Genomic DNA, 22,577 nt, shown 5'->3' with positions numbered 1-22,577 from the left:
TTTCACCCGTCGATGACAGTGATCTGTGTATTTCAATGTCATCAAAATACGCTAGAAAGGAAAATACCATCATGAGTAACCTGTCAGAAACTTTGACCGAAGTAAAAACCGATATTCTTCATGCTTCAATCAGTTTGAAAAAAGAAGAAAACGAAAAGAACCAAAAGGAAGATTCTGCTCGCATGCTCAGAGCTCGTCGAGCCATAGAGCAGCACTTAGAAGAAAAGCGCTTACATCAAGCAATTTCTGACGGTTGGGACGAATAAAACTCGTTCTCACAGCGTTAGTTGATAGGTGATATCCGCTAGCAGAAGCTAGGTCTTCTGTTAATAGGGAAGGCTACACCTAAAAACACCCCAGTTACCAATTTCTCGATTGGCGGCTATTGTCACCCCAAAAAAACACCCAAACACCCAACCTAGCTCAAGCAATCGGCTGATTTCCCCCTGCTAATTAGGCATTTTTAATGGCAGTCATGATCTTCATGGAGTACCATAACGGCTGATTTTAATGCCGATTAATCCATAATAAAAAAAGTAATCAAACCCTCTTGGGGAGTCTCCATGTTTGAACATATCCAAGCTGCTCCAGCAGACCCAATTCTTGGCCTGAATGACGCTTACAAAAATGACCCAAAACCTAATAAAATTAATTTAGGGGTTGGTGTGTACAAGGACGAACAAGGCACAACGCCTATTTTGAAAGCTGTTAAACAAGCCGAAACACGTTTGTTGAACCAAGAAACCACCAAAAGCTACCTTAGCATCGAAGGCGCACCCGCCTATCGTGGCGCAGTACAAACACTTTTATTTGGTGCTGATCACAAAATCATTACCAAGCAACTGGCCCAAACTGCCCATACACCTGGCGGAACAGGCGCCTTACGAGTTGCCGCCGAATTCATTAAAAAACACCTTCCAGAAGCCACCATTTGGGTCAGTAACCCAACATGGGCGAACCATCAATCGGTTTTTCAGTCTGTTGGCCTAGAAGTGGGCAGCTATGCTTACTACGATGTAAAGTCAAAATCCTTAGATTTTGAAAGCATGTTAGCAAGCTTGTCACAGATCCCTGAAGGGGACGTAGTGCTTTTCCACGGTTGCTGCCATAACCCCACGGGTATCGACCCAACCCCTGAACAATGGCAACAGCTCGCGAAGCTGTCTAGCAAACAAGGCTTTCTGCCTTTGTTTGATTTTGCCTACCAAGGTTTTGGTCGTGGTTTGGAAGAAGATGCGCAAGGTTTGCGTACTTTCTTGGATCAAGTTCCAGAAATGCTGATCGCCAACTCTTTCTCGAAAAACTTTGGTTTATATAATGAGCGCGTTGGTGCGTTGACAGTTGTTTGTGAGACAGCTGAGCAAGCAGAAACTGTCTTTACTCAAGTAAAACGCTGCATTCGAACCAACTACTCGAACCCACCATCTCATGGTTCTGCTGTCGTTGCTGAAATTCTAAATACGCCAGAATTGTATGAGCTATGGGAAAGCGAATTAAAAGACATGCGTGTTCGGATTCATGAAATGCGTAGCTTGTTTGTAAACACTCTTCGCATGAAGGGTGTGAACCAAGACTTCTCGTTTATTTCGCACCAACAAGGCATGTTCTCTTTCTCAGGCCTAAGCCCAGAACAAGTGGCTCAGCTACGTAAAGAGCACGGCGTGTATATAGTGGGTTCTGGCCGCATTAGTGTGGCAGGTATGACCCATGACAATATGGAGCCTTTGTGTGATGCCATTGCCGCTGTGCTAAAGAGCGACACGCAAGACGCTTAATACGTCTCTCAACGACACTAAAACCACCTTAGGGATTCCTAAAGGTGGTTTTTTTTGGCCAACGCTAGCCCCATGATGAAAAATTATGCCAAGATAAGCGTCATTATTTTTCATGGAGGCTGATCAAGCCTGCCGCATAAAACAAAAGTAAGACATTAACCGGAACAGATTATGACAGCGACTCTACTCTATTGTTACGACCCTATGTGCAGCTGGTGCTGGGGATTTCGTCCGACTTGGAGCAAACTGCAAAAAGCCTTACAGCCATTAGTCGATAATAAACAACTGACTATTCAGCCTTTATTGGGTGGTTTGGCGGTTGATTCCGACCAACCAATGCCAGAAGACATGAAAGCCAAATTAGAAGCGACTTGGCACAATATCCAAAACTCTCTTGGCCGCGAATTCAATTTTGATTTTTGGCGCACCGCCCAGCCACGCCGCTCTACTTACCCAGCTTGTCGTGCTTGTTATGTAGCAAGAGATGTAGAGTTGGAAGAAGAGATGTACCATGCCATCCAAGAAGCTTATTACCTACACGCTAAGAACCCATCGGATTTAAAGGTGCTAACCGAGTGTGCAGTGAATATTGGCCTCAAAGCCGAGGGCTTTAAAAAGTCTATGGCGCATGTCAAAGAACACAATCTATTGGAACAAGAAATACATCAAGCTCGCCAACTTGGTTTAAATTCTTTCCCTTCTTTGGCCCTAGTGATCGGTGACAAGCTGACTTACATTCAGTTGGATTACAAAGACCACACCACCATGTTAGCAAGCATAAAAAAGGCGCTGTCATAGCGCCTTATCTTCTATTTGCTCACCACAAGCAGCTAGAGACTAACCAAAGTCATGGTTAATGAGATCAAGCATTGGGTTATACAAGGGCTCAGTTGAGGCGTCTCTTTGCTCAGCCTTCTTCTTCACCTCCACTTTTGGTTCAGCCTGTTGTTTTTCTACTACAGCGGATGTCGCTTGCTCTAAGGCTTTACTAGGCTCGCTCACAACATCTTTTGCAGTCGCACCAACCTTTAAGTATTCCGCTAACTTATCAATCAATAAGCTCGCATCGCCCATGCTGATATTAATCGCCAACCAATGATTCGCGTCCGCCTCAAAGCTCATCATCGCGCCCGGTACTACGCTCTGCCGAAACACGGCATGTAGATTGACAGCATCTTGTTCAGCTAATGGCTGGTCTAGGTACATCCATAAACTTAAGCCACCTTTGCTTGGTGCAAAGCTGACGGCCTCCCCAAGACGTTGTTCTAACTGGCCTTTAATACGCTCGGCATTGGCCCAAATATCTCGGCTACGCTTAGTAAGTGAGCGTTTACCACTACTCTGTAATAAAGAAGTTAGCGCTTCTTGCTGCTTGTGTGACAGCGCTGTATCCGCGGCTAAAAAGGCGCCTTCTAATTGGGCTTGATACTGACCCGGCACACACCAAGCTTGACTTCCATCGCTCGATTTAGACTCTATTCCCCCTAGATAAATAATATGCTCATGATGATCCAATGACTTATAGGTCATAATAGCATTGGCTCGATAACCAAGGTGTGAGCACATGTCCCACTCAATAACTGGAATTTTAACCTCTTCTATTATGGCTAACCAACGGCGCAAACTCAGATTGCTGATCAGTTGACCACTAGGAAAAGCAAACTGCCCAGGCAGCACCAACATAGCAATTTTCTCATCACGCAAACTACGAATCACAATATCCAAGTCCGCCCCTCTTTCCCCTACCGCAAGGGTCAATACTTTACGACCCAGACTTTGCAATGTTGAGGGAACTCTTGGATCACAGGGCGTTAAAACTAAAACCGTGTCCCCTGTTTGCGTTAGGGTTAAAACAGTCTGGCTAAACAGGCTGAGTGCCGAGCGAGACAGCCAAAGTTGTGAGGCATGGGACTTAATCCCTAAGCTATTGAGATAACCACTAAGAGCTTCTCTGGCGGATAGGTTCCCCTTCCCTAAGACAGGAAAGTCTTGCTCTTCATGGCGGTTTGAAAGTGAGAGAAGTGACTCATCGTGATCCACTAAGGCACTGCGATGAGCAAGGCAAGACCAAGCCATTTTAACGCCATCTTCTTGCAACGCTTGAAGGGCTTCCCCCACCACAAGAGAGGCGGGTTTTGCGTTACTACGATGACAGACAAAGTAACCCGATTTAGGTCGTGACTCAATCCAGCCTTCTTCACAGAGAATTTCGTAAGCATGGATCACCGTGTTTAAGCTAAGCTTGAGCTCTTTAGCAAGCTTGCGTAACGACGGCATCTTGTCCCCAGCGGCCAATTTATCTTGGGACATTTGCTCCAAAAACCAATCAACGACGCCTTTATATAAGAAATCTGCCACGACTGTGTACCCTCTAAATATCAGTTATAAACATCTGTTTCCAATCATTAGGCGTGCTCGAAAAAAAGGCAAGCAAAAAGCTAAATTTTCTCATTTTAAAAAGCCATTAAGGTACAATTTGTCCAACGTATCACCATAAACAGTTCATTAAGAAGGTGGCCAGTCTTTGCTCGACGATAACTGCCTTGTGTGACCACTATTTAGATAGAAAGTAGAATTTCATGGCTTTTGACCCTTGCACATTGCGCCCGCTGTTTCCGATATTATCGCAACCAGCTTATGATCATCCGCTCACGTACCTAGATAATGCGGCAACGACGCAAAAGCCCATTGCTGTGCTGGAAGCTATCCAACATTACTACTCTACTGCCAACGCAAACGTACACAGGGGTTCTCACTACTTAAGTGATCGCGCCACCAATCACTTCGAGCAAGCACGTACAAGCCTCGCCAATTTTATTAATGCCCCAGAGCAAAGCCATATTATTTGGACCAAAGGCACCACAGAAGCCATCAATATGGTGGCTTATGGTCTTGAACACCTCTTAGAAAAAGACGATGAAATCCTTATTACCAGTCTTGAGCATCATGCCAACCTAGTCCCCTGGCAACAATTAGCGTTTCGTACTGGCGCTCGCTTGCGCGTCATACCATTAACGTCAGAGGGTGATTGGCAGTTGGAATATGCCCATTACTTCACCGATCGCACTCGAATTTTTGCTGCCACACAAATCTCTAACGCCATAGGTGTACATACCCCTTTGCAAGAGATGCTGGCCTTAGCGAAGCAGTATAACGCTTACACTTTAGTGGATGGCGCCCAAGCCATAGCCCACTACCCAATTGATGTGGAAGCTCTGGATTGTGATTTCTACGCCTTTTCTGGACATAAGATGTACGGCCCAACGGGAATTGGTGTCTTGTATGGCAAGAGCCACGCACTAGAGGTATTAATCCCTTATCAAACTGGTGGGGAGATGGTTCATCACGTGGCTTACCAAGCCACTGAATTCAATGTCTTGCCCTATCGCCTTGAAGCCGGTACGCCTCATATAGAAGGCGTCATTGGTTTAGCAGCGGCCTGCGAGTTTTTGCAATCTCAGGACAGAGCCGAGTTGCTCAAATGGGAGCAGCACTTAGCTAACTATACCTACCAACGTTTGTTTAAGGCTGGCGGGATAGACATTTACTCTCCAGAAAAAGACACGACTTTAGTTTCTTTAACTGTACCCAATATTCACACAATGGATTTGAACAGTTACCTAGATAGCAAAGGAGTAGCGGTTCGAGCAGGTAGTCACTGTGCCCATCCACTCATGGCACAACTGGGCGTAGCCGGTACTTTAAGGGCTTCATTTGCCTGTTATAACACCTTAGAAGATGCAGAACGCTTTTGTGATGCCCTGATTGAAGCAATTGAGATATTGGCAGATGACTGATTCACTGAAAATAAAACAGCGTTTACAGAAGTGTAAAAGCAAAGAAGAAACCTTTAAAACCTTGGTCATATTAAGTAAGACCCTAGAACGCTTATCAGACCCAGATAAGTCTGATGAAAACAAAATAAAAGGCTGTGAAAGCGCGGTTTGGTTACTTGAGTATAAAGAAGGCGAACTCAGCCACTTTAAGGCTGACAGTGATGCGAAGCTAATGCGCGGCGTACTGGTTGCCATTCTTGAACTTGTGAATGGCAAAAGCAAAGCTCAAATTCGGGCTATGGACCTCAAAACAGAACTTGCCGAACTGAACCTGAGCAGTTACCTCACCACCTCTCGTACCAATGGCGTACTGGCAATCCTTAGCTTTATCCAAGCGCACAGAACACACTAACTGTCATCAAATTCCGACATCTTTGGTACAACCGTTTTGATGGTATTAATAAAGTTATGCAAAGATTTGTGTTGCTTGATGTTGGTAGGGTATGCAACGCCATAAGGGTAGCTAATAGTCGGTTCAAACCGTCGGGTTATAACCCCTTTATTTCGCCAAGTAATGGCCGCGAAAGGTTCTAATACACCAACCGCCAACCCAGAAGAAATAATGGCATAAGCAGTATGAGAGGTGTCTATCTGGATGCCACGATATATTTGACCTTTTACTGGCTCAAGAGCACTTTCCAACTGGTTCCAATAGCCTGGGTAAGAGTCTAAAACCGACAGCACACTCTCACCGATAAGATCATCCGCATAAATCACTTCTTTATGACTGAGTGCATGACCATCTTGCATAGCAAAAACAAACCTAGCGTTACCAATAAATTCTCTCTCAATACCCACCAATTTAGGCAACTCCAACCCAAGCGCGAGATCAATGGAGTTGGTTTGCAGTCGCATGGCAATTTCTGACATAGACAAGGTCAATACGGTGAATCGCTCGGTGGGATAAAATTTTTTATGCTCTTCTAAGACAAGCGTTAATAAGGAGCTGGAAATGGCGGATGTACAAGCAATTTTTAATTCACTGGGGGTACGGTTACGAATCCTTTCCGCCACCGATTCTAACTTCTGAAAGCCTATAAATATCTCTTCAACAGAGCGGAAAAATTCTGTTGCTTCGATCGTAGGATGCAGTCTACCCTTTTTTCTTTCAAATAAATCAAAGCCCAATGAGTCTTCTAGATCACTCAGTAAGCGGCTTACAGCTGGTTGAGAAATATACATTTTTTCGGCAGCAGCCGATGTTGTTCCCAATAACATAATGTTCCGAAACGCCTCAACTTGTCTAAATTTCATACATTTCCATAATGTTTAGTTATTGATGATGATTAAATATAAGTAGATATCATGGCATTAAATTTTCATTATAGAAATATGTAAAAAGTATGAAGTTTTAATGAAGACGAAAATTTTTAGAGATTTTCAAAAATATTCAATGAATAGGGGTAACTCGTTTTGGAAGAAGAGACTACATCTCCGATACTGACTGTGAAAGATTTGTCCGTTGAGTTCGGTCAGTCCCGGGTAATTAACCGGTTAAGCTTTTCTGTTTCTCAGGGGAAAACTCTCGCCATTGTCGGCGAATCCGGATCGGGAAAATCTGTTACCTCTCAGTCTATTATGAGATTAGCAGAATCGTCGGGAGCGACCTATCCATCTGGTCAAATTCTGTTTTCGCCGGAACAGAATGAAATGGACCTGCTATCGCTCTCTGAAGGCGAGATGCGAAATATTCGCGGCAAAGATATCGCGATGATCTTCCAAGAGCCCATGACCTCACTCAATCCGGTATACACTATCGGTGATCAAATCAGTGAATCACTCATCCTTCACGAAAAACTCGATAAAACTTCTGCCCTGAACGAAAGCATTAAACTGTTAAAAATGGTGCGGCTTCCAGACGCAGAAGACATGATCCACCGATATCCTCATCAACTATCAGGTGGTATGAGACAAAGGGTAATGATCGCCATGGCGCTCGCATGTCGTCCTAAACTGTTAATCGCGGATGAACCAACCACTGCCCTCGATGTCACCATTCAAGCCCAAATTCTATCCATTATCAAAGACTTACAGCAAGAACTGAACATGGCCGTAATCTTCATCACCCATGATATGGGCGTAGTGGCCGAGGTAGCTGATGATGTAGTCGTTATGTGGAAAGGGGAGAAGGTCGAACACAATGAAGTTAAAGAGCTCTTTGCAAACCCTCAACATCCCTACACTCAAGCACTACTTTCTGCGGTTCCTAAATTGGGCAGTATGAAAGGAGAAGCCTTCCCGAAACGCCTTCCGGTAAAGATCATCCAAAACGGTGAAATCAAACTAGTGGGCCATGAAGAGATTCAAGACACAGCTAAATACAATGAAGCCCCGCTATTATCTGTCTCCAACCTAGTCACTCGCTTTGACAGCAAAAAAAGTTTTTGGGGCAAGGTTACTCACAGAGTACATGCCGTAGAAAACGTGAGTTTTGATATTTATCGAGGAGAAACACTGGCCTTAGTGGGAGAATCAGGCTCAGGTAAATCGACCATTGGCCGCACTATACAACAGCTACAAGAAGCCACCAGCGGTGATGTTAGCTATCAAGGCACCCCTCTTTCGAAGATGAGCAAGAGAGAGCGAAAACGCCTACGTCAAGAAATCCAGTATGTATTCCAAGACCCTTTTGCCTCTCTAGACCCTCGTAAAACAGTGGGCTTCTCCATTGCCGAACCGATTAAAACCCATGATCTCATTCGAGGTGAAAGCAAGATTCAACATAGGGTAAATGAGTTGCTTGAACGTGTTGGCTTGTCTGCCGAGCATGCGGATCGCTACCCACACCAGTTTTCAGGTGGACAGCGCCAAAGGATTTGTATTGCCAGAGCTCTGGCTTCCAACCCTAAGCTTATCATTGCCGATGAATCTCTTTCTGCGTTGGACGTTTCGATTCAAGCGCAAATTATCAATCTTTTCATGGAGTTACAAAAAGAGCATGGCATCGCTTACTTATTTATTAGCCATGACATGGCAGTAGTAGAGAAAATCAGTCACCGAGTGGCTGTGCTGTATCTTGGGCAAATTGCTGAACTTGGCTCACGGGCACAAGTCCTTGAAAACCCAACCCACTCCTATACGCAAAAGTTATTAAGTGCGGTTCCAGTTGCCGATCCAACCATAGAAAAACGCCTTACGAAATTAACTGGTGAGATACCAAGCCCGGTCAGACATGTGGATGATGCGCCGGTCATTGTGTCTCATCAGGAAGTAGAAGCTAACCACTTCGTCGCCACACCATCATAAGCTAGCAATAACTTTAAAACCTATTCGTTATACCTAAATTGGAGAGCTGAAAATGAAAACGCGATTACCTGTTACGACTCTTATCAAGTCATCACTTATGGCCTGTGGCTTATCTCTTGCGGTCTCTAGCTTTGCTAGTACCTTAACGGTTTCCTCCCCGCAAGACCCGGGTAGCTGGGACCCTATCGATACGTTTTTAGTCAACTGGGCATCGGTCGCCACCAACATTTATGATGGACTAACTTACCGTGGCCCAGACCTTAAGCTACAACCAGGTTTGGCGACTGAATGGTCGCAATTGGATGATGGTAAACGCATTCGATTCAAGCTGCGTGAAGGGGTGACCTTCCATAACGGCGAAGCCTTTAATGCCAATTCTGTGAAGTTCACCTTTGATCGTTTGATGGGAGCAGAAGGTAAAAAAGGTCCGCAAAGATCCAACTACGCCGCCATTGATTCTGTTGAAGTCATTGACGACTATACTGTCGACTTTCACCTGAATGCTGCCGACCCAGTATTGCTGACCAAATTGGCGGGGTATGGTGCTATGATAGTGCCACCAGCCTATATTAAAGAGCATGGTGAAGACTACTTTAATACCCATCCAGTAGGCACCGGGCCTTTTAAATTCGCATCCTACGAACCGAAAGTCTCCATCAAGCTTGAAGCCTACTCAAACCATTGGGGTGGCCAGCCTAAACTTTCTAACTTGGACTACCGATTCATTTCTGAACCTTCTACCGCGGTTGCTGAGTTGCAATCTGGCCGTGTAGATCTTGTCATTCCTCCTACCATCCCAATTGGTATGATCCCAGTTATCGAAGATAACCCCGATCTAAAAATTGTTTCTACCGTGAGCCCTACCGTTTATGCCCTGCGTTTCAATACTAAGCAAGGTATTACAAAAGATGAGCGTGTACGTAAAGCCTTGATATATGGGGTAGATCGTCAAGCTATCATAGATACCATCTTGGCAGGACAGGCATCACAAATTTCTAGTTTCCAAAGTGCGATTTCGTTTGGTAATGACCCTGCAATGACGCCGTTACCTTACGATCCAGCTAAAGCTATGCAGTTATTGAAAGCAGCAGGCGTTAAACCGGGTTCAAAAATTCAAATCGATATTCGTGGTAATGACTCTACCTTTAATGAGGTAACGCAAGCTGTAGCCAGCTACCTACAAATCATTGGTTTGAGTGCCACAATTAAGCCTTACGAAACCAATGTACTGCTTAATGACATAGTACCTGCGGGTAAAACCGGTGCCATGTTCCAGCAAAGCTGGGGAGGCTGGACATTAGATTATGACAATACAGCCTACTTCATGTACCACACTGGTGAAAAGTGGAACCCATACGATAGTGACCCTGCCCTAGATGCTCTTTTAGAGTCTCAACGCCCTATTACAAATAGCACTAAGCGTGAAGAGATACTAAAAGAAATTGCCAACTACACAGCAGATCGCGCATTAGAAATGCCTCTTTATAATCTAAATGCCATTTTCGCTGTTTCCAATAAAGTTAAGAACTTTACACCTGTACCTGATAGTCGCTTGCGCTTAACCGATGTAAGCGTGGATTAAACCTACTCTTCGCCATGGAAAAGTCATTTCCATGGCGAAAGCTATGCGTTGTATTTAGTCGCTCGTTAGCAACAATTTTCAGATTACAAATATCTAGATGTTATTTAAGTGCTTCTTAAATAATGAAACTTAAGGAAAAGTCATGGCGAACTTTTTAATTAAACGTCTCCTACAAGCCATTTTTGTCTTGTTTGCCGTTACCTTGTTGGTAGCCTTTGCGATCCGCTTAACAGGCGACCCAGCACTAATGCTGACACAAGGGGCAGGTAGTGTCACCGAAGCAGACTTGGTGTTGATACGAGAAGCATTAGGCATCAATAAACCATTTTTAGAACAATATCTCGATTTCATAGTGGGACTATTCCAACTGGATTTCGGCAACAGCTTCTTAGGGGGCACCTCAGTCTCAGAGTTAATCAGCACCTCATTGCCAGCAACCCTTTTGTTGGCAGGGGCCGTTATGGTGATCTCAATTGTGATATCCATTCCATTGGGTATCAAAGCCGCCGTGTCCAAAGGGCAATGGTCGGATCAATTTATCCGCATTACTTCTTTGATCGGCCTGTCTTTTCCAAACTTTTGGCTAGCCCTGATGTTAGTACTGGTGTTCTCCATCTGGCTACAGTGGTTACCTCCTAGCGGTATGTCTGGTTTCGCAAGCTTCGTAATGCCAGCGTTCACTATGGCCATTATTTTAACGGCAACAAACGTACGACTGGTTCGATCTTCCATGCTAGAAACCCTGCAAGCTCAATATGTGATGGTGGCACGTGCTAAAGGTTTGAGTGAAAACACCGTACTTTATAAGCATGCCTTACGTAACTGCGCCATTCCGTTGATCACTTATTTCGGTCTGCAATTCGGTGGCTTGTTAGGTGGCATAGTGGTAATTGAGCGAGTTTTTAACTGGCCAGGGCTTGGAACACTTGCTTTCGATGCTGTTAGTAGCCGTGATTACCCAGTTCTACAGGCTGTCATTACCCTGCTATCAATGCTTATCGTCAGTGTGAACCTACTCGTCGATATTGCCTACGGGTTAATTGATCCACGTATTCGCACGGAGTAAAAAAATGTCTACTAATCGTTTAGCCTCAAATTTATCTCAGTATAAGAGTTTAGAGTTCATCATCGGTGCCCTATTAACCGGTGGTATCTGCTTGCTCGTTATTTTTGCAGATTTACTTTTCCAAAGCGCCGACAAAATCGATTTGTCCGCTCGTTTATTAGCGCCTTTTGCTCATCCTGAGCATATTTTTGGTACAGATCCACTAGGTCGTGACATTCTTGCTCGTGTTGTTTCCGGCGGCGCTATTTCCTTACAAGTGGGCTTTATTTCAGTGGCTGGTGCAGTAGTACTTGGAGTCGTCATGGGGCTGGTCGCAGGTTATTACCGTGGCTTTTGGGATGTAGTGGTCATGCGCTTTGCCGATGTGCAATTAGCAATGCCTTTTATCCTTTTGGCAATAACCTTCATTGCTATTGTCGGCGGTGGTTTAGCCAATATGATCTTCCTGCTTATTATCTCCCAATGGGTGCAATACGCTCGACTAGTGCGCGGCTCGGTTTTATCTTTACGAGACAGAGAATTCATTTTATCTGCTCAAGCCATTGGGGTGAGCAACTTTAGTATCTTGTTCCGTCACCTTTTACCGAACCTAATCGGCCCCGTCATCGTGCTGATGACCTTAAACGTAGCGAACAATATATTGCTAGAAAGTAGCCTGACATTTTTAGGTTTAGGAGTGGATCCCTTAACCCCTAGCTGGGGCGGAATGTTAGCGGACGGCCGGACCTACATTCAAAATGCATGGTGGGTAAGTGTCTTCCCTGGTGTTGCTATTTTGCTGACGGTACTTGGGCTTAATCTACTAGGAGATTGGCTACGAGACAGTTTAGACCCAACTGGGAAAACGTCACGATGAGCACTATTTTCTCCACTGAATTATCACTTACAACTCATAGGCTGGTTGAGCGTTTTAACCAGCCGCAATACCAAGGCTGTACTATCGAAGCTTGGTTATTTGCAGATAAAAAGCATCGAAAAGCCGCTGAGCAGGCGTTTTTTCAGCATAATATAAAAGCTATCTTTCGAAGTGCTTATAAACCCCTAGTACACTTTTTTCTTGAGGATATTCCCTATAAAAAAGAGTTAATTGAGAACATAAAGGTGTTCTATCCTATTCATTGCAAAGCTTCTGAGAAACGCTTTTTATTAGAGGCTTACCCATTAGCCGTTATGATGAAGGACCAAAACATTGAATTTATCGGTAACCCTCAGCAACAAGGGTTTTACGATGTTCATCTGGTTTTAAATTCTGGGGAGTCTCTTCAATATCAAATTTTTGCTCCGAACCATGTACAGCAAAGTGTGATTCAAGAAGAACACCTTTCTCCAACAGGCTGGCTAAAGGTTTATCACCCTGAGAAAGGAGTGCTGGAAGATTCACGCTTAGTGACAGACTATGAAGAGCTCTTTGAGCAAGCAATAAATGCTATATGTCAGCACCCTTGGCAGCAGCAAGAGCCTTATTTCAAAGAGTTACAGATACTCGTTAAGCTGCCTTATGAAGATCAGTCCTTAGACTTTGAGCACGAGATAATCAGTCTAAGAGAAGCGCTTCATGAAGACTTATACTTTTCCATTCTTGAGTGGTTTAAGGTAAAAAGCGGCTATCATGCCCATGGTAGAGAAGGACAAGTGGGGCATATTGTTCCAAACATTGTCTTTACGGAGGAAGTGCAATCAAGTGTGCAAATTTCTCTTGAAGATTATCAGCTAGAGAGCTCTAAAGGCTTACAGTCACTGGTCAATTGCCAACACGCAATCAGTGTGGAACAGGCTAAAGCAGAACTTTCTATAATCTCTGGCGTAGATTTTTCGGCTCAAACTATTACCGGTAGGAAGCTGCAAGGTCGCTATCATAAAGGCTCAGATCAGGCCGTAATGATTAGTTGTGGGCAACACGCCAACGAAACCTCAGGTGTTGTCGGTGGTCTACTGGCGGCTCAATATCTTGCTCAACAGCCCTATAGCCATTTCAGTATTTGCCCATTAGAAAATCCAGATGGCTATGAGTTGCATCAAAGGCTAATCAAGGAAAATCCAAACCACATGCACCATGCTGCTCGTTATACAGCATTGGGGGATGATTTAGAGTACCGTAATCAAGCCCCTTGGTATGAAAAAGAGATTCGTCAAAAAGCCAAGCAATTGAGTGAAGCTAGTTTGCACATCAACCTTCATGGCTACCCTTCTCATGAGTGGACTCGCCCGCTTTCTGGCTATGTTCCTCAAGGCTTTGATATGTGGACGATTCCGAAAGGATTCTTCCTAATTTTACGTCACAGTCATGAACAAGCATGGCAGGATTACGTGGAAAAATTCTTGCCCTTTGTTACCGCTCGACTAACGCAAATACCAGGGCTTATGACTTTTAATCAGCAGCAGATTGAGCTTTATAAACAGCATGCAGGGGAGTCTAATTTTCATTTTGTTAATGATATTCCCTGTCTTATCAGCCAGGTGGATAATCCAGATGTTCCAGTGCAACTAGTGACAGAGTTTCCGGATGAGACCATATATGGAGACGACTTTGTCTTTGCACACCAAGTACAGATGACAACCGTACTTGCGGCGTATGAAGCACACCAGCTGTTCGCTTAAGCTTGGAGAGATTTAACCTTCCATGGTAGTAGATACAGACGCCTATTCTGTATCTACCTTTTTCACTTTAATATCAACAATATCCAATTAAGCATCTTACAGCCCTTAAAATAAGACTGAAAAGCTAACCAGCTTTCTTTAGTAGCTTTTCTAGCACCCGACTCACCGCAACAAAACCAAAAGTGGCGGTGACTACCGTGCTGGCACCAAAACCGGTATCGCAACCCATTTTGGTTTCTGTGATGTTTTTGGGTCGATCTTTCGCCACCGTGCCATCCCCTTGTGGGTATTTCAGCTCTTCTAAAGAATACACGCACTCCACATTGAAGCGGCGTTTCGGGTTACGGCTGAAGTTGTAATAGCGACGCAAGAAGTTACGTAATTTAGCTGCCAGCGGATCCCCCACGGTTAAGGATAAATCTCCAGATTGAATTTTGGTGGGATCGGTTTGCCCGCCAGCGCCACCCACGGTAATGACAGCACGCTTGTTACGTTTACACCAAGCGATTAGAGCGGCTTTTGGCTTCATGCTATCGATGGCATCAATAATGTAATCAAATGGCTCAGATAGAAGCTCAGATAGGTTATCAGGGGTGATAAAGTCTTCTACACAGTCAATTTGGCAGTCTGGGTTGATAAGCTTAATGCGCTCAGCCATGACGTCTATTTTGGCTTTACCTATATTGCCATCTAAGGCATGAATTTGGCGGTTTGTATTGGTAATGCAGACATCGTCCATATCGATTAAGGTGATTCGACCAATGCCAGAGCGAGCAAGCGCCTCCGCCGCCCAAGAGCCAACACCTCCAATGCCAATAACGCACACATGGGCTTGACGAAAGGTTTCATAGGCCCCGTCACCATACAGTCTGCGAATGCCACCAAATCTTTGTTCGTCAGTCAATTTTTTCTCCTCACAGGCGTTCAGTCCTGCGTTTTTCCAGCAATAAGTGTATTCTTTGAGTTTGCCAATTCAGACCATCTATTGTGAGCCCTATGATTCAGCAAGCCTTTGAAATGCTTGGCCTAACGCCAAGAGAAACTCAGCTTTATCAAACTCTTTTAAAACTTGGCCCTTCTTCTATCCGTGACATTGCCGAGCACAGCGGCATTAATCGTGGTACCGCCTATGAGTCTTTAAAACAGCTACAAGGCAAAGGTGTTGTCAGTTATTTCCCCAAGGGTAAACGCCGTTTTTTTAGCGCTGAAAACCCAGATATTTTGCTGAACTTAGCCGAAGAAAAGCGTAATCGGCTTAACAAGACCATTGAGAATTTGAAAACCACTATTATACCTAATCTGCACCAGCAGCAACCAGACTACCATCATACTAACGTGCGTTATTATGAAGGCGATGATGGTATCGAATGGGTATTACGAGACATTTTAAACGTGGTCTCTGAACAAGATCATAAAGAGTATTGTGTGTTTTCTTCTAAGCCCATTCGCCCATACCTATACCGCCCTTTCCCCAATTACACCAAGCAAAGGGTAAAACTGGGCATCAACGTAAAAGTAATCGCCCTAGGTGACGGCGGGGAAGACGCAGAATTGTCACAGCGTAAATGGATTAAAACCGAAGGTTCGGTGGATGCCAGCTACATAGCCATTTACCCGCCAAAATGTGCCATCATTTCCTTAGCCAGTAATAACTTTCCATCTGCGGTGGTGTTGGAATCCCAAGACATTGCCAAGGCCCAACAAATCATTTTCGATACGCTTTGGCGAATGCTTTAATTAGCCACGATTTCAGGCAATAAAAAAGCAGCCCTAAGGCTGCTTTTTAAACTCTTCATTCTCAGTAACCGTTAGTTATGATCACGGAACTGTTGAATGGTACGCAGGCGGGCCATAGCTTCCGCTAATTCCGCTGTCGCACGAGTGTAGTCGACGTCAGGTTTTTGCTCAGCTAAAAGCTCAAGAGCATGCTTTTTCGCTTGTTGCGCTGCGTCTTCGTCCAGATCTCTTGCACGAATAGCTGTATTAGCTAAAACAGTGATACGGTGAGGTTGAACTTCTAGGAAGCCACCTGACACGAAGATATTCTCTTCATCACCATTTTCTTTAATCACACGAACAGGACCTGGTTGCAGAGTTGTTAACAACTGAGCGTGGCCAGGCATAATGCCTAGGTCACCATAGCTGCCTGCAGCCACAAGAGATTGAACTGCACCAGAAAAAATCTCTTGTTCAGCGCTTACGATATCGCAGTGTACTGTGATAGCCATAAGTTGCCTCTCTTTAGTCATACTTAGCAAAGCGTCTTACGACGCCTTGCTATGCGTGATGGTTAAAGTTTCTTAGCTTTCTCGACAGCTTCGTCGATGCTACCAATCATGTAGAACGCTTGCTCTGGAAGATCGTCAAACTCGCCATCCAAGATACCTTTAAAGCCACGAATAGTGTCTTTTAAAGCAACATATTTACCTGGAGCACCAGTGAAGATTTCAGCTACGAAGAAAGGCTGAGACAAGAAGCGCTGGATTTTACGAGAACGGTTAACCGTTTGCTTATCTTCTTCAGATAGCTCGTCCATACCCAAGATTGCGATGATGTCTTTCAATTCTTTGTAACGTTGCAATACCATTTGTACGCCACGTGCTACGTCGTAGTGCTCTTGACCAATTACAAGAGGATCTAGCTGACGAGAAGTACTGTCTAGCGGATCGATTGCTGGGTAGATACCCAATGCAGCGATGTCACGAGACAATACAACTGTTGCGTCCAAGTGAGAGAAGGTTGTTGCTGGAGACGGGTCAGTCAAGTCATCCGCAGGTACGTATACCGCTTGTACAGATGTGATAGAACCAGTCTTAGTTGATGTAATACGTTCTTGTAATACACCCATTTCTTCAGCAAGTGTAGGCTGGTAACCTACCGCAGATGGCATACGACCTAGCAATGCAGATACTTCCGTACCAGCAAGCGTGTAACGGTAGATGTTATCTACGAAGAAAAGTACGTCACGACCTTCGTCACGGAATTTTTCTGCCATAGTCAAACCAGTCAAAGCAACACGTAGACGGTTACCTGGTGGCTCGTTCATCTGACCGTATACAAGAGATACTTTGTCGATTACGTTCGAGTCAGTCATCTCATGGTAGAAGTCGTTACCTTCACGAGTACGCTCACCAACACCAGCGAATACAGAGTAACCACTGTGCTCGATAGCGATGTTACGGATAAGCTCCATCATGTTTACGGTTTTACCTACACCGGCACCACCAAACAGACCTACTTTACCACCCTTAGCGAAAGGACAAACAAGGTCGATTACCTTGATGCCTGTTTCTAGCAATTCGTTGCTAGAAGACTGCTCAGAGTAAGAAGGTGCTGAACGGTGAATAGACCAGCTTTCTTCAGCGCCGATTGGGCCTTTTTCATCAATTGGGTTACCTAGAACGTCCATAATACGTCCTAGAGTTTTTGTACCAACTGGAACAGAAACTGGGTTGTTTGTGTTATCTACAGCCAAACCACGTTTCATACCATCAGTAGAACCCATGGCGATGGTACGAACGATACCGTCACCTAGTTGCTGTTGAACTTCCAACACCAACTCTTTACCCTCGATGGTCAGGGCATCATATACTTTTGGCACATTATCACGTGGGAATTCCACGTCGATAACCGCGCCGATAATTTGTACGATGTGTCCGCTACTCATGTTCGGATCCTCTTAAAAACCTAAATACCTTAAACCGCTGCCGCGCCGCTGACTATCTCAGAAATTTCCTGAGTAATCGCTGCTTGACGAGCCTTGTTGTACACCAACTGCAATTCATCAATGATATCACCAGCGTTGTCCGTTGCGTTTTTCATAGCAAGCATACGAGCTGCTTGTTCACACGCAATGTTCTCTACAACTGATTGATATACTTGAGACTCAATATAACGAACCAACAACTCGTCTAAAATTTCGACTGGTTCAGGCTCATAAATGTAATCCCAGTGGTGCTTTAATTTTGCATTCTCTTCTGCTTTTAATGGCAAAAGTTGCTCAACCGTTGGTTTCTGAGTCATGGTATTCACGAACTCATTTGAAACCACAAAAAGACGATCGATACGACCTTCGTCAAACGCATCTAGCATCACCTTAACACTACCGACTAAGTCGTCTGCTTTAGGTGCATCACCTAAGCCAGTAAAAGCTGATGTTACATTTCCGCCGTAGTTTTTGAAGAAAGAAACTGCTTTAGAACCGATGGTACAAATGTCGATTTCGACACCTTCATCAGCAAACTGTTTCATTCCTTTGATGGCTTGTTTGAACACGTTAACGTTCAAACCACCACACAAACCACGATCAGAAGAGATCACGATATAACCAACACGCTTCGCCTCACGCTCGGTAAGGTAACGGTGTTTATACTCAGGATTCGCGTTGGCCAAATGACCAACTACTTGGCGAATTCGATCCGCATACGGACGAGAAGCGGCCATACGATCCTGAGCTTTACGCGTTTTACTTGCAGCTACTTTTTCCATAGCACGAGTAATTTTACGCGTATTGTTAATGCTCGAAATCTGAGTACGTATCTCTTTTCCGACTGCCATAATAGAACTGCCCTTGTGAGAATGTTATTTCACAAACTGCAAGAAAATAATGACAAACTAGGTAACCCTAGTCTGTCATCAAACTCATTACCAAGTTTGTGTCGCTTTGAACTTCTCGATTGCCGCTTTAAATGTCGCTTCAATCTCGCCGTTAAAATTACCAGTTTTGTTAATGTCGGCCATTAGATCAGTGTGTTCACTGTTCATATAGCTCAACAAAGACGTTTCAAAACTGCCAATTTTGCTTGTTTCAACATCTTCAAGGAAGCCATCATTAGCAGCGTAAAGAACTACGCCCATATCAGCTACAGACATAGGAGAGAACTGCTTTTGTTTCATCAGTTCAGTAACCTGTTTACCGTGCTCTAGCTGTTTACGAGTTGCTTCGTCTAGGTCAGATGCGAACTGAGCGAAAGCCGCCAATTCACGATACTGAGCCAACGCAAGACGAATACCACCGCCAAGTTTTTTGACAATCTTAGTTTGTGCTGCACCACCAACACGAGAAACGGAAATACCCGCATTCATCGCTGGACGAATACCAGAGTTAAATGCGCTCGTTTCTAGGAATATCTGACCATCTGTGATGGAGATAACGTTAGTCGGTACGAATGCAGATACATCGCCACCTTGAGTTTCGATGATAGGTAGAGCGGTCAAAGAGCCTGTCTTACCTTTCACTTCACCGTTTGTGAATTTTTCTACATAGTCAACGTTTACACGAGACGCACGCTCTAGAAGACGAGAGTGAAGGTAGAAAACGTCACCTGGGTAAGCTTCACGACCTGGTGGACGACGAAGAAGCAAAGAGATCTGACGGTAAGCCCAAGCTTGCTTGGTCAAATCATCATAAATGATCAAAGCGTCTTCACCGCGGTCACGGAAATATTCACCCATAGTACAACCAGTGTATGGCGCTAGGTAAAGCATTGATGCTGGATCAGATGCACCCGCCACAACAACTGTGGTGTACTCCATTGCGCCCGCTTCTTCAAGCTTGCGAACAACGTTAGCAATAGTCGATTGTTTTTGACCGATCGCTACGTACACACACTTAATGCCACTGTCTTTTTGCGCAATGATAGTATCGATTGCAAGAGCAGTTTTACCAATTTGACGGTCACCGATGATCAACTCACGCTGACCACGACCGATTGGCACCATGGAGTCGATTGCTTTGTAACCAGTCTGAATCGGTTGATCAACGGACTGACGTTCGATAACGCCCGGAGCCACTTTTTCAACTTTATCAGTTAGTTTTGCATTGATATCGCCTTTGCCGTCCACTGGGTTACCCAATGCGTCAACAACACGACCAAGCAATTCAGGTCCGATTGGAACTTCCAAAATACGACCTGTACATTTAACTTTTTGACCTTCTACAAGGTCTTGGTAGTTACCCAATACAACCGCACCAACAGAGTCACGCTCTAGGTTAAGGGCCATACCGTAAACACCACCAGGGAATTCAATCATTTCCCCGTACATAACATCTGCCAAGCCATGGATCAGAACAATACCGTCTGCCACGCTGACAATTGTGCCCTCATTCTGGGCATCAGAAGTAACATCGAGGTTCTCGATGCGCTTCTTAATAATCTCGCTGATCTCAGATGGATTCAGTTGCTGCATGCTAAATTCCTCAACCCTGGTTTCGATTTAACGAAACGCTAGGAGTTTATCGCCTCGGACAGTTTCGCTAATTTACCGCGTACCGAACCGTCGATGATTAAGTCACCTGTACGTATAACCACGCCACCAATCAGGCTCGCGTCAGTTTCATTGGTCAAGTTAACCTTACGGTCCAACTTTTTACTCAATGAATCGGCTAATGCTTGTGCTTGCTCAGCTGATAATTCGAATGCAGACGTAAAGTTAACATTTACGGCTTTTTCAAAATTCAGTTTAAACTGTAGAAACAAATCAGAAATCGCTGGAATAAGTGATAAACGCTTATTTTCAGCAAGAGTAAGCAAAAAGGCTTTCCCTTGTTCTGTTGTTGCTTCGGCACAGACATCAGCCAGAGCGTTTGCCTTCTCTTCCGCACTAAAAGCAGGGTTTTCAAGTGCTTTCTTAAGCTTAGGTTCCAATGTCACAGTCGCTAATGTGTTTAACATATCAGCCCACTCTGCAATTTGACCTTTCTCTCGAGCCACTTCGAAAACCGCTTTCGCATACGGTCGCGCGACTGTTTTTAATTCAGCCATTAGACCCTCGCTTAAAGCTCTTTAGCGAGCTGTTCAACGATCTCGCTATGTGCTTTCTCGTCAATGGTGGTTCCCAAAATTTTCTCGGCGCCAGCAAATGCAAGAACTGAAACTTGAGCACGCAATGCTTCTTTAGCACGCAATACATCTTGTTCGATTTCTGCTTGAGCTGCGTTACGCAAGCGTTTGCCATCAGCAATCACTTGTTCTTTCGCCTCTTCAATCATTTGGTTCGCACGTTTATTGGCTTGTTCAATAATCTCGGCCGCATTATCTTTGCTTTCACGTAGTAATTCATTGGCTTGTTCTTGTGCCAATTCAAGATCACGTGAAGCGCGATTTGCTGCTTCTAAACCGTCTGCGATTTTTTTGCTACGCTCTTCGAGCGCAGCAATTACTGGCGGCCACACGAATTTCATGCAGAACCAGACAAAGATCGCAAACGAAATAGCTTGGCCTATAAGTGTGAGATTCAAATTCACGCTAATATCCTCGCTCTAGTCGTTCAAAAAATAAATCACTTTTAATAAGAGCGACTTATTAGCCTGCAACCTGAGCAATAAAAGGGTTCGCGAATGTGAAGAACAAAGCGATACCTACACCGATCATAGAAACAGCGTCCAAAAGACCCGCAACGATAAACATTTTAGTTTGTAGCATTGGTGCAAGTTCTGGTTGACGAGCACTTGCTTCTAGAAATTTACCACCCAAGATGGCAAAACCAATGGCTGTACCTAATGCAGCAAAGCCAATTAGCATTGCTACTGCGATAGCCGTCATACTTACTACTAGTTCCATTTTAACTCCTAACTTTAAGTTTCAATTTACAAGGTTTAAAAAAACAAGGGTATTACAAAATCATTAGTGTTCTTCGTGCGCCATACTTAAGTAAACAATGGTCAGCATCATAAAGATAAATGCTTGCAGAGTTATAACTAAGATATGGAAAATTGCCCATGGTACTGATAACGCCCATTGTGCGAACCAAGGTAACACAGCAATCAAAATAAAGATCAACTCACCTGCATAAAGGTTACCAAATAAACGTAACGCTAGAGAGACAGGTTTTGCTAGCAGACCAACCATTTCCAAAACAAAGTTAAATGGAATCATGATAGGTGTATTAAAAGGCTGTAGCGTCAGTTCTTTTACAAAACCACCTACGCCTTTAATGCTAATGCTATAGAAAACAATCAAGAAGAAAACTGACAAAGACATGCCCAAAGCGGCATTAATATCGGTTGTCGGTACTATCTTGAAGTACTCTAATCCAAATATGTCATGTGCTATACGAGGCACAAAGTCTACTGGGATCAAGTCCATTAAGTTCATCAAAAATATCCACACAAAAATCGTCAGCGCCAAAGGTGCGATAACTTTGCTTTTGCCATGGAAACTTTCTTTCACTGAGTTATCAACGAACTCAACCATCATTTCTACGAAATTTTGTAGGCCACTTGGGGTATCGGTTGACGCTTTTTTAGCCGCCATACGAAACAACCAAATAAATAAGACACCAAGACCGATAGAGAAACCCATTGTGTCTAAATGAATCGCCCAAAAGCCCATATCTTTTGCTTCTTGTGCCGTTCCTGCAATACCCCAGCTACCGTCAGGATGTTGACCATAGGTCAAATTCTGAAGGTGGTGCTTTATGTATTCGGAAGCACTTGGATTTTCACTTGCCATATACCCATCCACGCTTTCAAT

At 44.3% G+C, this 22,577-nt stretch carries 22 protein-coding genes; 11 read left to right on the top strand and 11 right to left on the bottom strand.

The annotated features are described in order from the left end of the window. The first annotated feature begins 71 nt into the window (after positions 1–71). The 3 genes from ABJF92_RS04050 (at position 72) to ABJF92_RS04040 (ending at position 2,573) form a co-directional block, all read left to right on the top strand. The gene (locus tag ABJF92_RS04050; RefSeq protein ID WP_445976419.1) at positions 72–266 is read left to right on the top strand and encodes a PA3496 family putative envelope integrity protein; all 195 of its coding nucleotides are present in this window, start codon (positions 72–74) and stop codon (positions 264–266) included. A 297-nt stretch (positions 267–563) separates the two neighbouring features. Further along, a complete protein-coding gene (locus ABJF92_RS04045; RefSeq protein ID WP_446814560.1) occupies positions 564–1,775 on the top strand; it encodes an amino acid aminotransferase in 1,212 nt (403 codons plus the stop codon). Between the two features lie 171 nt (positions 1,776–1,946). Beyond that, positions 1,947–2,573 (top strand): DsbA family protein, encoded by a 627-nt coding sequence (locus ABJF92_RS04040; RefSeq protein WP_446814559.1) that lies wholly within the window; start codon positions 1,947–1,949, stop codon positions 2,571–2,573. 39 nt (positions 2,574–2,612) lie between these two features. Here ABJF92_RS04040 and ABJF92_RS04035 read toward each other — a convergent pair whose 3' ends face one another. After that, a complete protein-coding gene (locus ABJF92_RS04035) occupies positions 2,613–4,133 on the bottom strand; it encodes an aminotransferase-like domain-containing protein (protein WP_446814558.1) in 1,521 nt (506 codons plus the stop codon). A gap of 221 nt (positions 4,134–4,354) precedes the next feature. Between ABJF92_RS04035 and ABJF92_RS04030 the strand changes: the two genes are divergently transcribed. Both ABJF92_RS04030 and ABJF92_RS04025 read left to right on the top strand, forming a co-directional pair. Beyond that, positions 4,355–5,572, top strand: a complete 1,218-nt coding sequence (locus tag ABJF92_RS04030; RefSeq protein WP_446814557.1) for an aminotransferase class V-fold PLP-dependent enzyme — start codon at positions 4,355–4,357, stop codon at positions 5,570–5,572. Next, positions 5,565–5,963, top strand: a complete 399-nt coding sequence (locus ABJF92_RS04025) for a SufE family protein (RefSeq protein WP_446814556.1) — start codon at positions 5,565–5,567, stop codon at positions 5,961–5,963. The genes ABJF92_RS04030 and ABJF92_RS04025 overlap by 8 nt, the downstream gene beginning before the upstream one ends. Here ABJF92_RS04025 and ABJF92_RS04020 read toward each other — a convergent pair. Next, positions 5,960–6,865 carry a LysR family transcriptional regulator gene (locus tag ABJF92_RS04020; protein ID WP_446814555.1) on the bottom strand — a complete coding sequence of 302 codons (906 nt, stop codon included), beginning with the start codon at positions 6,863–6,865 and terminating at the stop codon, positions 5,960–5,962. The two genes, ABJF92_RS04025 and ABJF92_RS04020, sit on opposite strands and share 4 nt — an antisense overlap. A 159-nt stretch (positions 6,866–7,024) precedes the next feature. Here ABJF92_RS04020 and ABJF92_RS04015 point away from each other — a divergent pair, with 159 nt between their 5' ends. The 5 genes from ABJF92_RS04015 to ABJF92_RS03995 all read left to right on the top strand — a co-directional run bounded on the left by ABJF92_RS04015 (position 7,025) and on the right by ABJF92_RS03995 (position 14,103). After that, on the top strand, positions 7,025–8,857 hold the full coding sequence (locus ABJF92_RS04015; protein WP_446814554.1) for an ABC transporter ATP-binding protein: 1,833 nt from the start codon (positions 7,025–7,027) through the stop codon (positions 8,855–8,857). A 52-nt stretch (positions 8,858–8,909) separates the two neighbouring features. Continuing rightward, positions 8,910–10,439, top strand: a complete 1,530-nt coding sequence (locus ABJF92_RS04010; protein ID WP_446814553.1) for an ABC transporter substrate-binding protein — start codon at positions 8,910–8,912, stop codon at positions 10,437–10,439. 142 nt (positions 10,440–10,581) lie between these two features. Beyond that, complete coding sequence (locus ABJF92_RS04005) at positions 10,582–11,505, top strand: ABC transporter permease (RefSeq protein ID WP_446814552.1); 924 nt, start codon at positions 10,582–10,584, stop codon at positions 11,503–11,505. A gap of 4 nt (positions 11,506–11,509) precedes the next feature. Next, positions 11,510–12,361, top strand: coding sequence for an ABC transporter permease (locus tag ABJF92_RS04000; protein WP_446814551.1), 852 nt, complete (start codon positions 11,510–11,512; stop codon positions 12,359–12,361). Further along, entirely contained in the window at positions 12,358–14,103 is a 1,746-nt protein-coding gene (locus ABJF92_RS03995) for a M14 family zinc carboxypeptidase (RefSeq protein WP_446814550.1), read from the top strand. The genes ABJF92_RS04000 and ABJF92_RS03995 overlap by 4 nt, the downstream gene beginning before the upstream one ends. Before the next feature lie 124 nt (positions 14,104–14,227). Here ABJF92_RS03995 and tcdA read toward each other — a convergent pair whose 3' ends face one another. Beyond that, the gene (gene tcdA, locus ABJF92_RS03990) at positions 14,228–15,007 is read right to left on the bottom strand and encodes a tRNA cyclic N6-threonylcarbamoyladenosine(37) synthase TcdA (RefSeq protein WP_446814549.1); all 780 of its coding nucleotides are present in this window, start codon (positions 15,005–15,007) and stop codon (positions 14,228–14,230) included. Positions 15,008–15,099: 92 nt separating this feature from the next. Between tcdA and ABJF92_RS03985 the strand changes: the two genes are divergently transcribed. Then, positions 15,100–15,840 (top strand): TrmB family transcriptional regulator, encoded by a 741-nt coding sequence (locus ABJF92_RS03985; RefSeq protein ID WP_445976431.1) that lies wholly within the window; start codon positions 15,100–15,102, stop codon positions 15,838–15,840. A 71-nt stretch (positions 15,841–15,911) separates the two neighbouring features. On the opposite strand, the gene ABJF92_RS03980 is transcribed toward ABJF92_RS03985, so the two are convergent. From ABJF92_RS03980 to atpB, 8 genes are all read right to left on the bottom strand, one after another. After that, positions 15,912–16,331: a F0F1 ATP synthase subunit epsilon gene (locus ABJF92_RS03980; RefSeq protein WP_347983649.1), complete on the bottom strand. Its 420-nt coding sequence runs from the start codon at positions 16,329–16,331 to the stop codon at positions 15,912–15,914. Positions 16,332–16,393: 62 nt separating this feature from the next. Further along, the gene (gene atpD, locus ABJF92_RS03975) at positions 16,394–17,770 is read right to left on the bottom strand and encodes a F0F1 ATP synthase subunit beta (protein ID WP_446814548.1); all 1,377 of its coding nucleotides are present in this window, start codon (positions 17,768–17,770) and stop codon (positions 16,394–16,396) included. Positions 17,771–17,799: 29 nt separating this feature from the next. After that, complete coding sequence (gene atpG / locus ABJF92_RS03970) at positions 17,800–18,660, bottom strand: F0F1 ATP synthase subunit gamma (RefSeq protein WP_446814547.1); 861 nt, start codon at positions 18,658–18,660, stop codon at positions 17,800–17,802. A gap of 87 nt (positions 18,661–18,747) precedes the next feature. Continuing rightward, positions 18,748–20,292, bottom strand: coding sequence for a F0F1 ATP synthase subunit alpha (gene atpA, locus ABJF92_RS03965; RefSeq protein WP_446814546.1), 1,545 nt, complete (start codon positions 20,290–20,292; stop codon positions 18,748–18,750). 38 nt (positions 20,293–20,330) lie between these two features. Next, positions 20,331–20,867: a F0F1 ATP synthase subunit delta gene (locus ABJF92_RS03960; protein WP_445976436.1), complete on the bottom strand. Its 537-nt coding sequence runs from the start codon at positions 20,865–20,867 to the stop codon at positions 20,331–20,333. Positions 20,868–20,878: 11 nt separating this feature from the next. Beyond that, on the bottom strand, positions 20,879–21,349 hold the full coding sequence (locus ABJF92_RS03955) for a F0F1 ATP synthase subunit B (protein WP_446814545.1): 471 nt from the start codon (positions 21,347–21,349) through the stop codon (positions 20,879–20,881). A gap of 58 nt (positions 21,350–21,407) precedes the next feature. Continuing rightward, positions 21,408–21,665 (bottom strand): F0F1 ATP synthase subunit C, encoded by a 258-nt coding sequence (gene atpE, locus ABJF92_RS03950; protein ID WP_036157682.1) that lies wholly within the window; start codon positions 21,663–21,665, stop codon positions 21,408–21,410. Positions 21,666–21,728: 63 nt separating this feature from the next. Then, the gene (gene atpB / locus ABJF92_RS03945) at positions 21,729–22,556 is read right to left on the bottom strand and encodes a F0F1 ATP synthase subunit A (RefSeq protein ID WP_446814544.1); all 828 of its coding nucleotides are present in this window, start codon (positions 22,554–22,556) and stop codon (positions 21,729–21,731) included. Positions 22,557–22,577: the final 21 nt, after the last annotated feature.

This window comes from Marinomonas sp., from assembly GCF_039940335.1.
Classification (GTDB): domain Bacteria; phylum Pseudomonadota; class Gammaproteobacteria; order Pseudomonadales; family Marinomonadaceae; genus Marinomonas.
This window is presented reverse-complemented; position numbering and strand designations above follow the sequence as displayed.

Coding starts and splice junctions, on each gene's coding strand:
- ABJF92_RS04050 (WP_445976419.1), top strand. CDS start 72: ATGAGTAACCTGTCAGAAACTTTGACCGAAGTAAAAACCGATATTCTT.
- ABJF92_RS04045 (WP_446814560.1), top strand. CDS start 564: ATGTTTGAACATATCCAAGCTGCTCCAGCAGACCCAATTCTTGGCCTG.
- ABJF92_RS04040 (WP_446814559.1), top strand. CDS start 1,947: ATGACAGCGACTCTACTCTATTGTTACGACCCTATGTGCAGCTGGTGC.
- ABJF92_RS04030 (WP_446814557.1), top strand. CDS start 4,355: ATGGCTTTTGACCCTTGCACATTGCGCCCGCTGTTTCCGATATTATCG.
- ABJF92_RS04025 (WP_446814556.1), top strand. CDS start 5,565: ATGACTGATTCACTGAAAATAAAACAGCGTTTACAGAAGTGTAAAAGC.
- ABJF92_RS04020 (WP_446814555.1), bottom strand. CDS start 6,865: ATGAAATTTAGACAAGTTGAGGCGTTTCGGAACATTATGTTATTGGGA.
- ABJF92_RS04010 (WP_446814553.1), top strand. CDS start 8,910: ATGAAAACGCGATTACCTGTTACGACTCTTATCAAGTCATCACTTATG.
- ABJF92_RS04005 (WP_446814552.1), top strand. CDS start 10,582: ATGGCGAACTTTTTAATTAAACGTCTCCTACAAGCCATTTTTGTCTTG.
- ABJF92_RS04000 (WP_446814551.1), top strand. CDS start 11,510: ATGTCTACTAATCGTTTAGCCTCAAATTTATCTCAGTATAAGAGTTTA.
- ABJF92_RS03995 (WP_446814550.1), top strand. CDS start 12,358: ATGAGCACTATTTTCTCCACTGAATTATCACTTACAACTCATAGGCTG.
- ABJF92_RS03985 (WP_445976431.1), top strand. CDS start 15,100: ATGATTCAGCAAGCCTTTGAAATGCTTGGCCTAACGCCAAGAGAAACT.
- ABJF92_RS03980 (WP_347983649.1), bottom strand. CDS start 16,331: ATGGCTATCACAGTACACTGCGATATCGTAAGCGCTGAACAAGAGATT.
- atpD (WP_446814548.1), bottom strand. CDS start 17,770: ATGAGTAGCGGACACATCGTACAAATTATCGGCGCGGTTATCGACGTG.
- atpG (WP_446814547.1), bottom strand. CDS start 18,660: ATGGCAGTCGGAAAAGAGATACGTACTCAGATTTCGAGCATTAACAAT.
- atpA (WP_446814546.1), bottom strand. CDS start 20,292: ATGCAGCAACTGAATCCATCTGAGATCAGCGAGATTATTAAGAAGCGC.
- ABJF92_RS03960 (WP_445976436.1), bottom strand. CDS start 20,867: ATGGCTGAATTAAAAACAGTCGCGCGACCGTATGCGAAAGCGGTTTTC.
- atpE (WP_036157682.1), bottom strand. CDS start 21,665: ATGGAACTAGTAGTAAGTATGACGGCTATCGCAGTAGCAATGCTAATT.
- atpB (WP_446814544.1), bottom strand. CDS start 22,556: ATGGCAAGTGAAAATCCAAGTGCTTCCGAATACATAAAGCACCACCTT.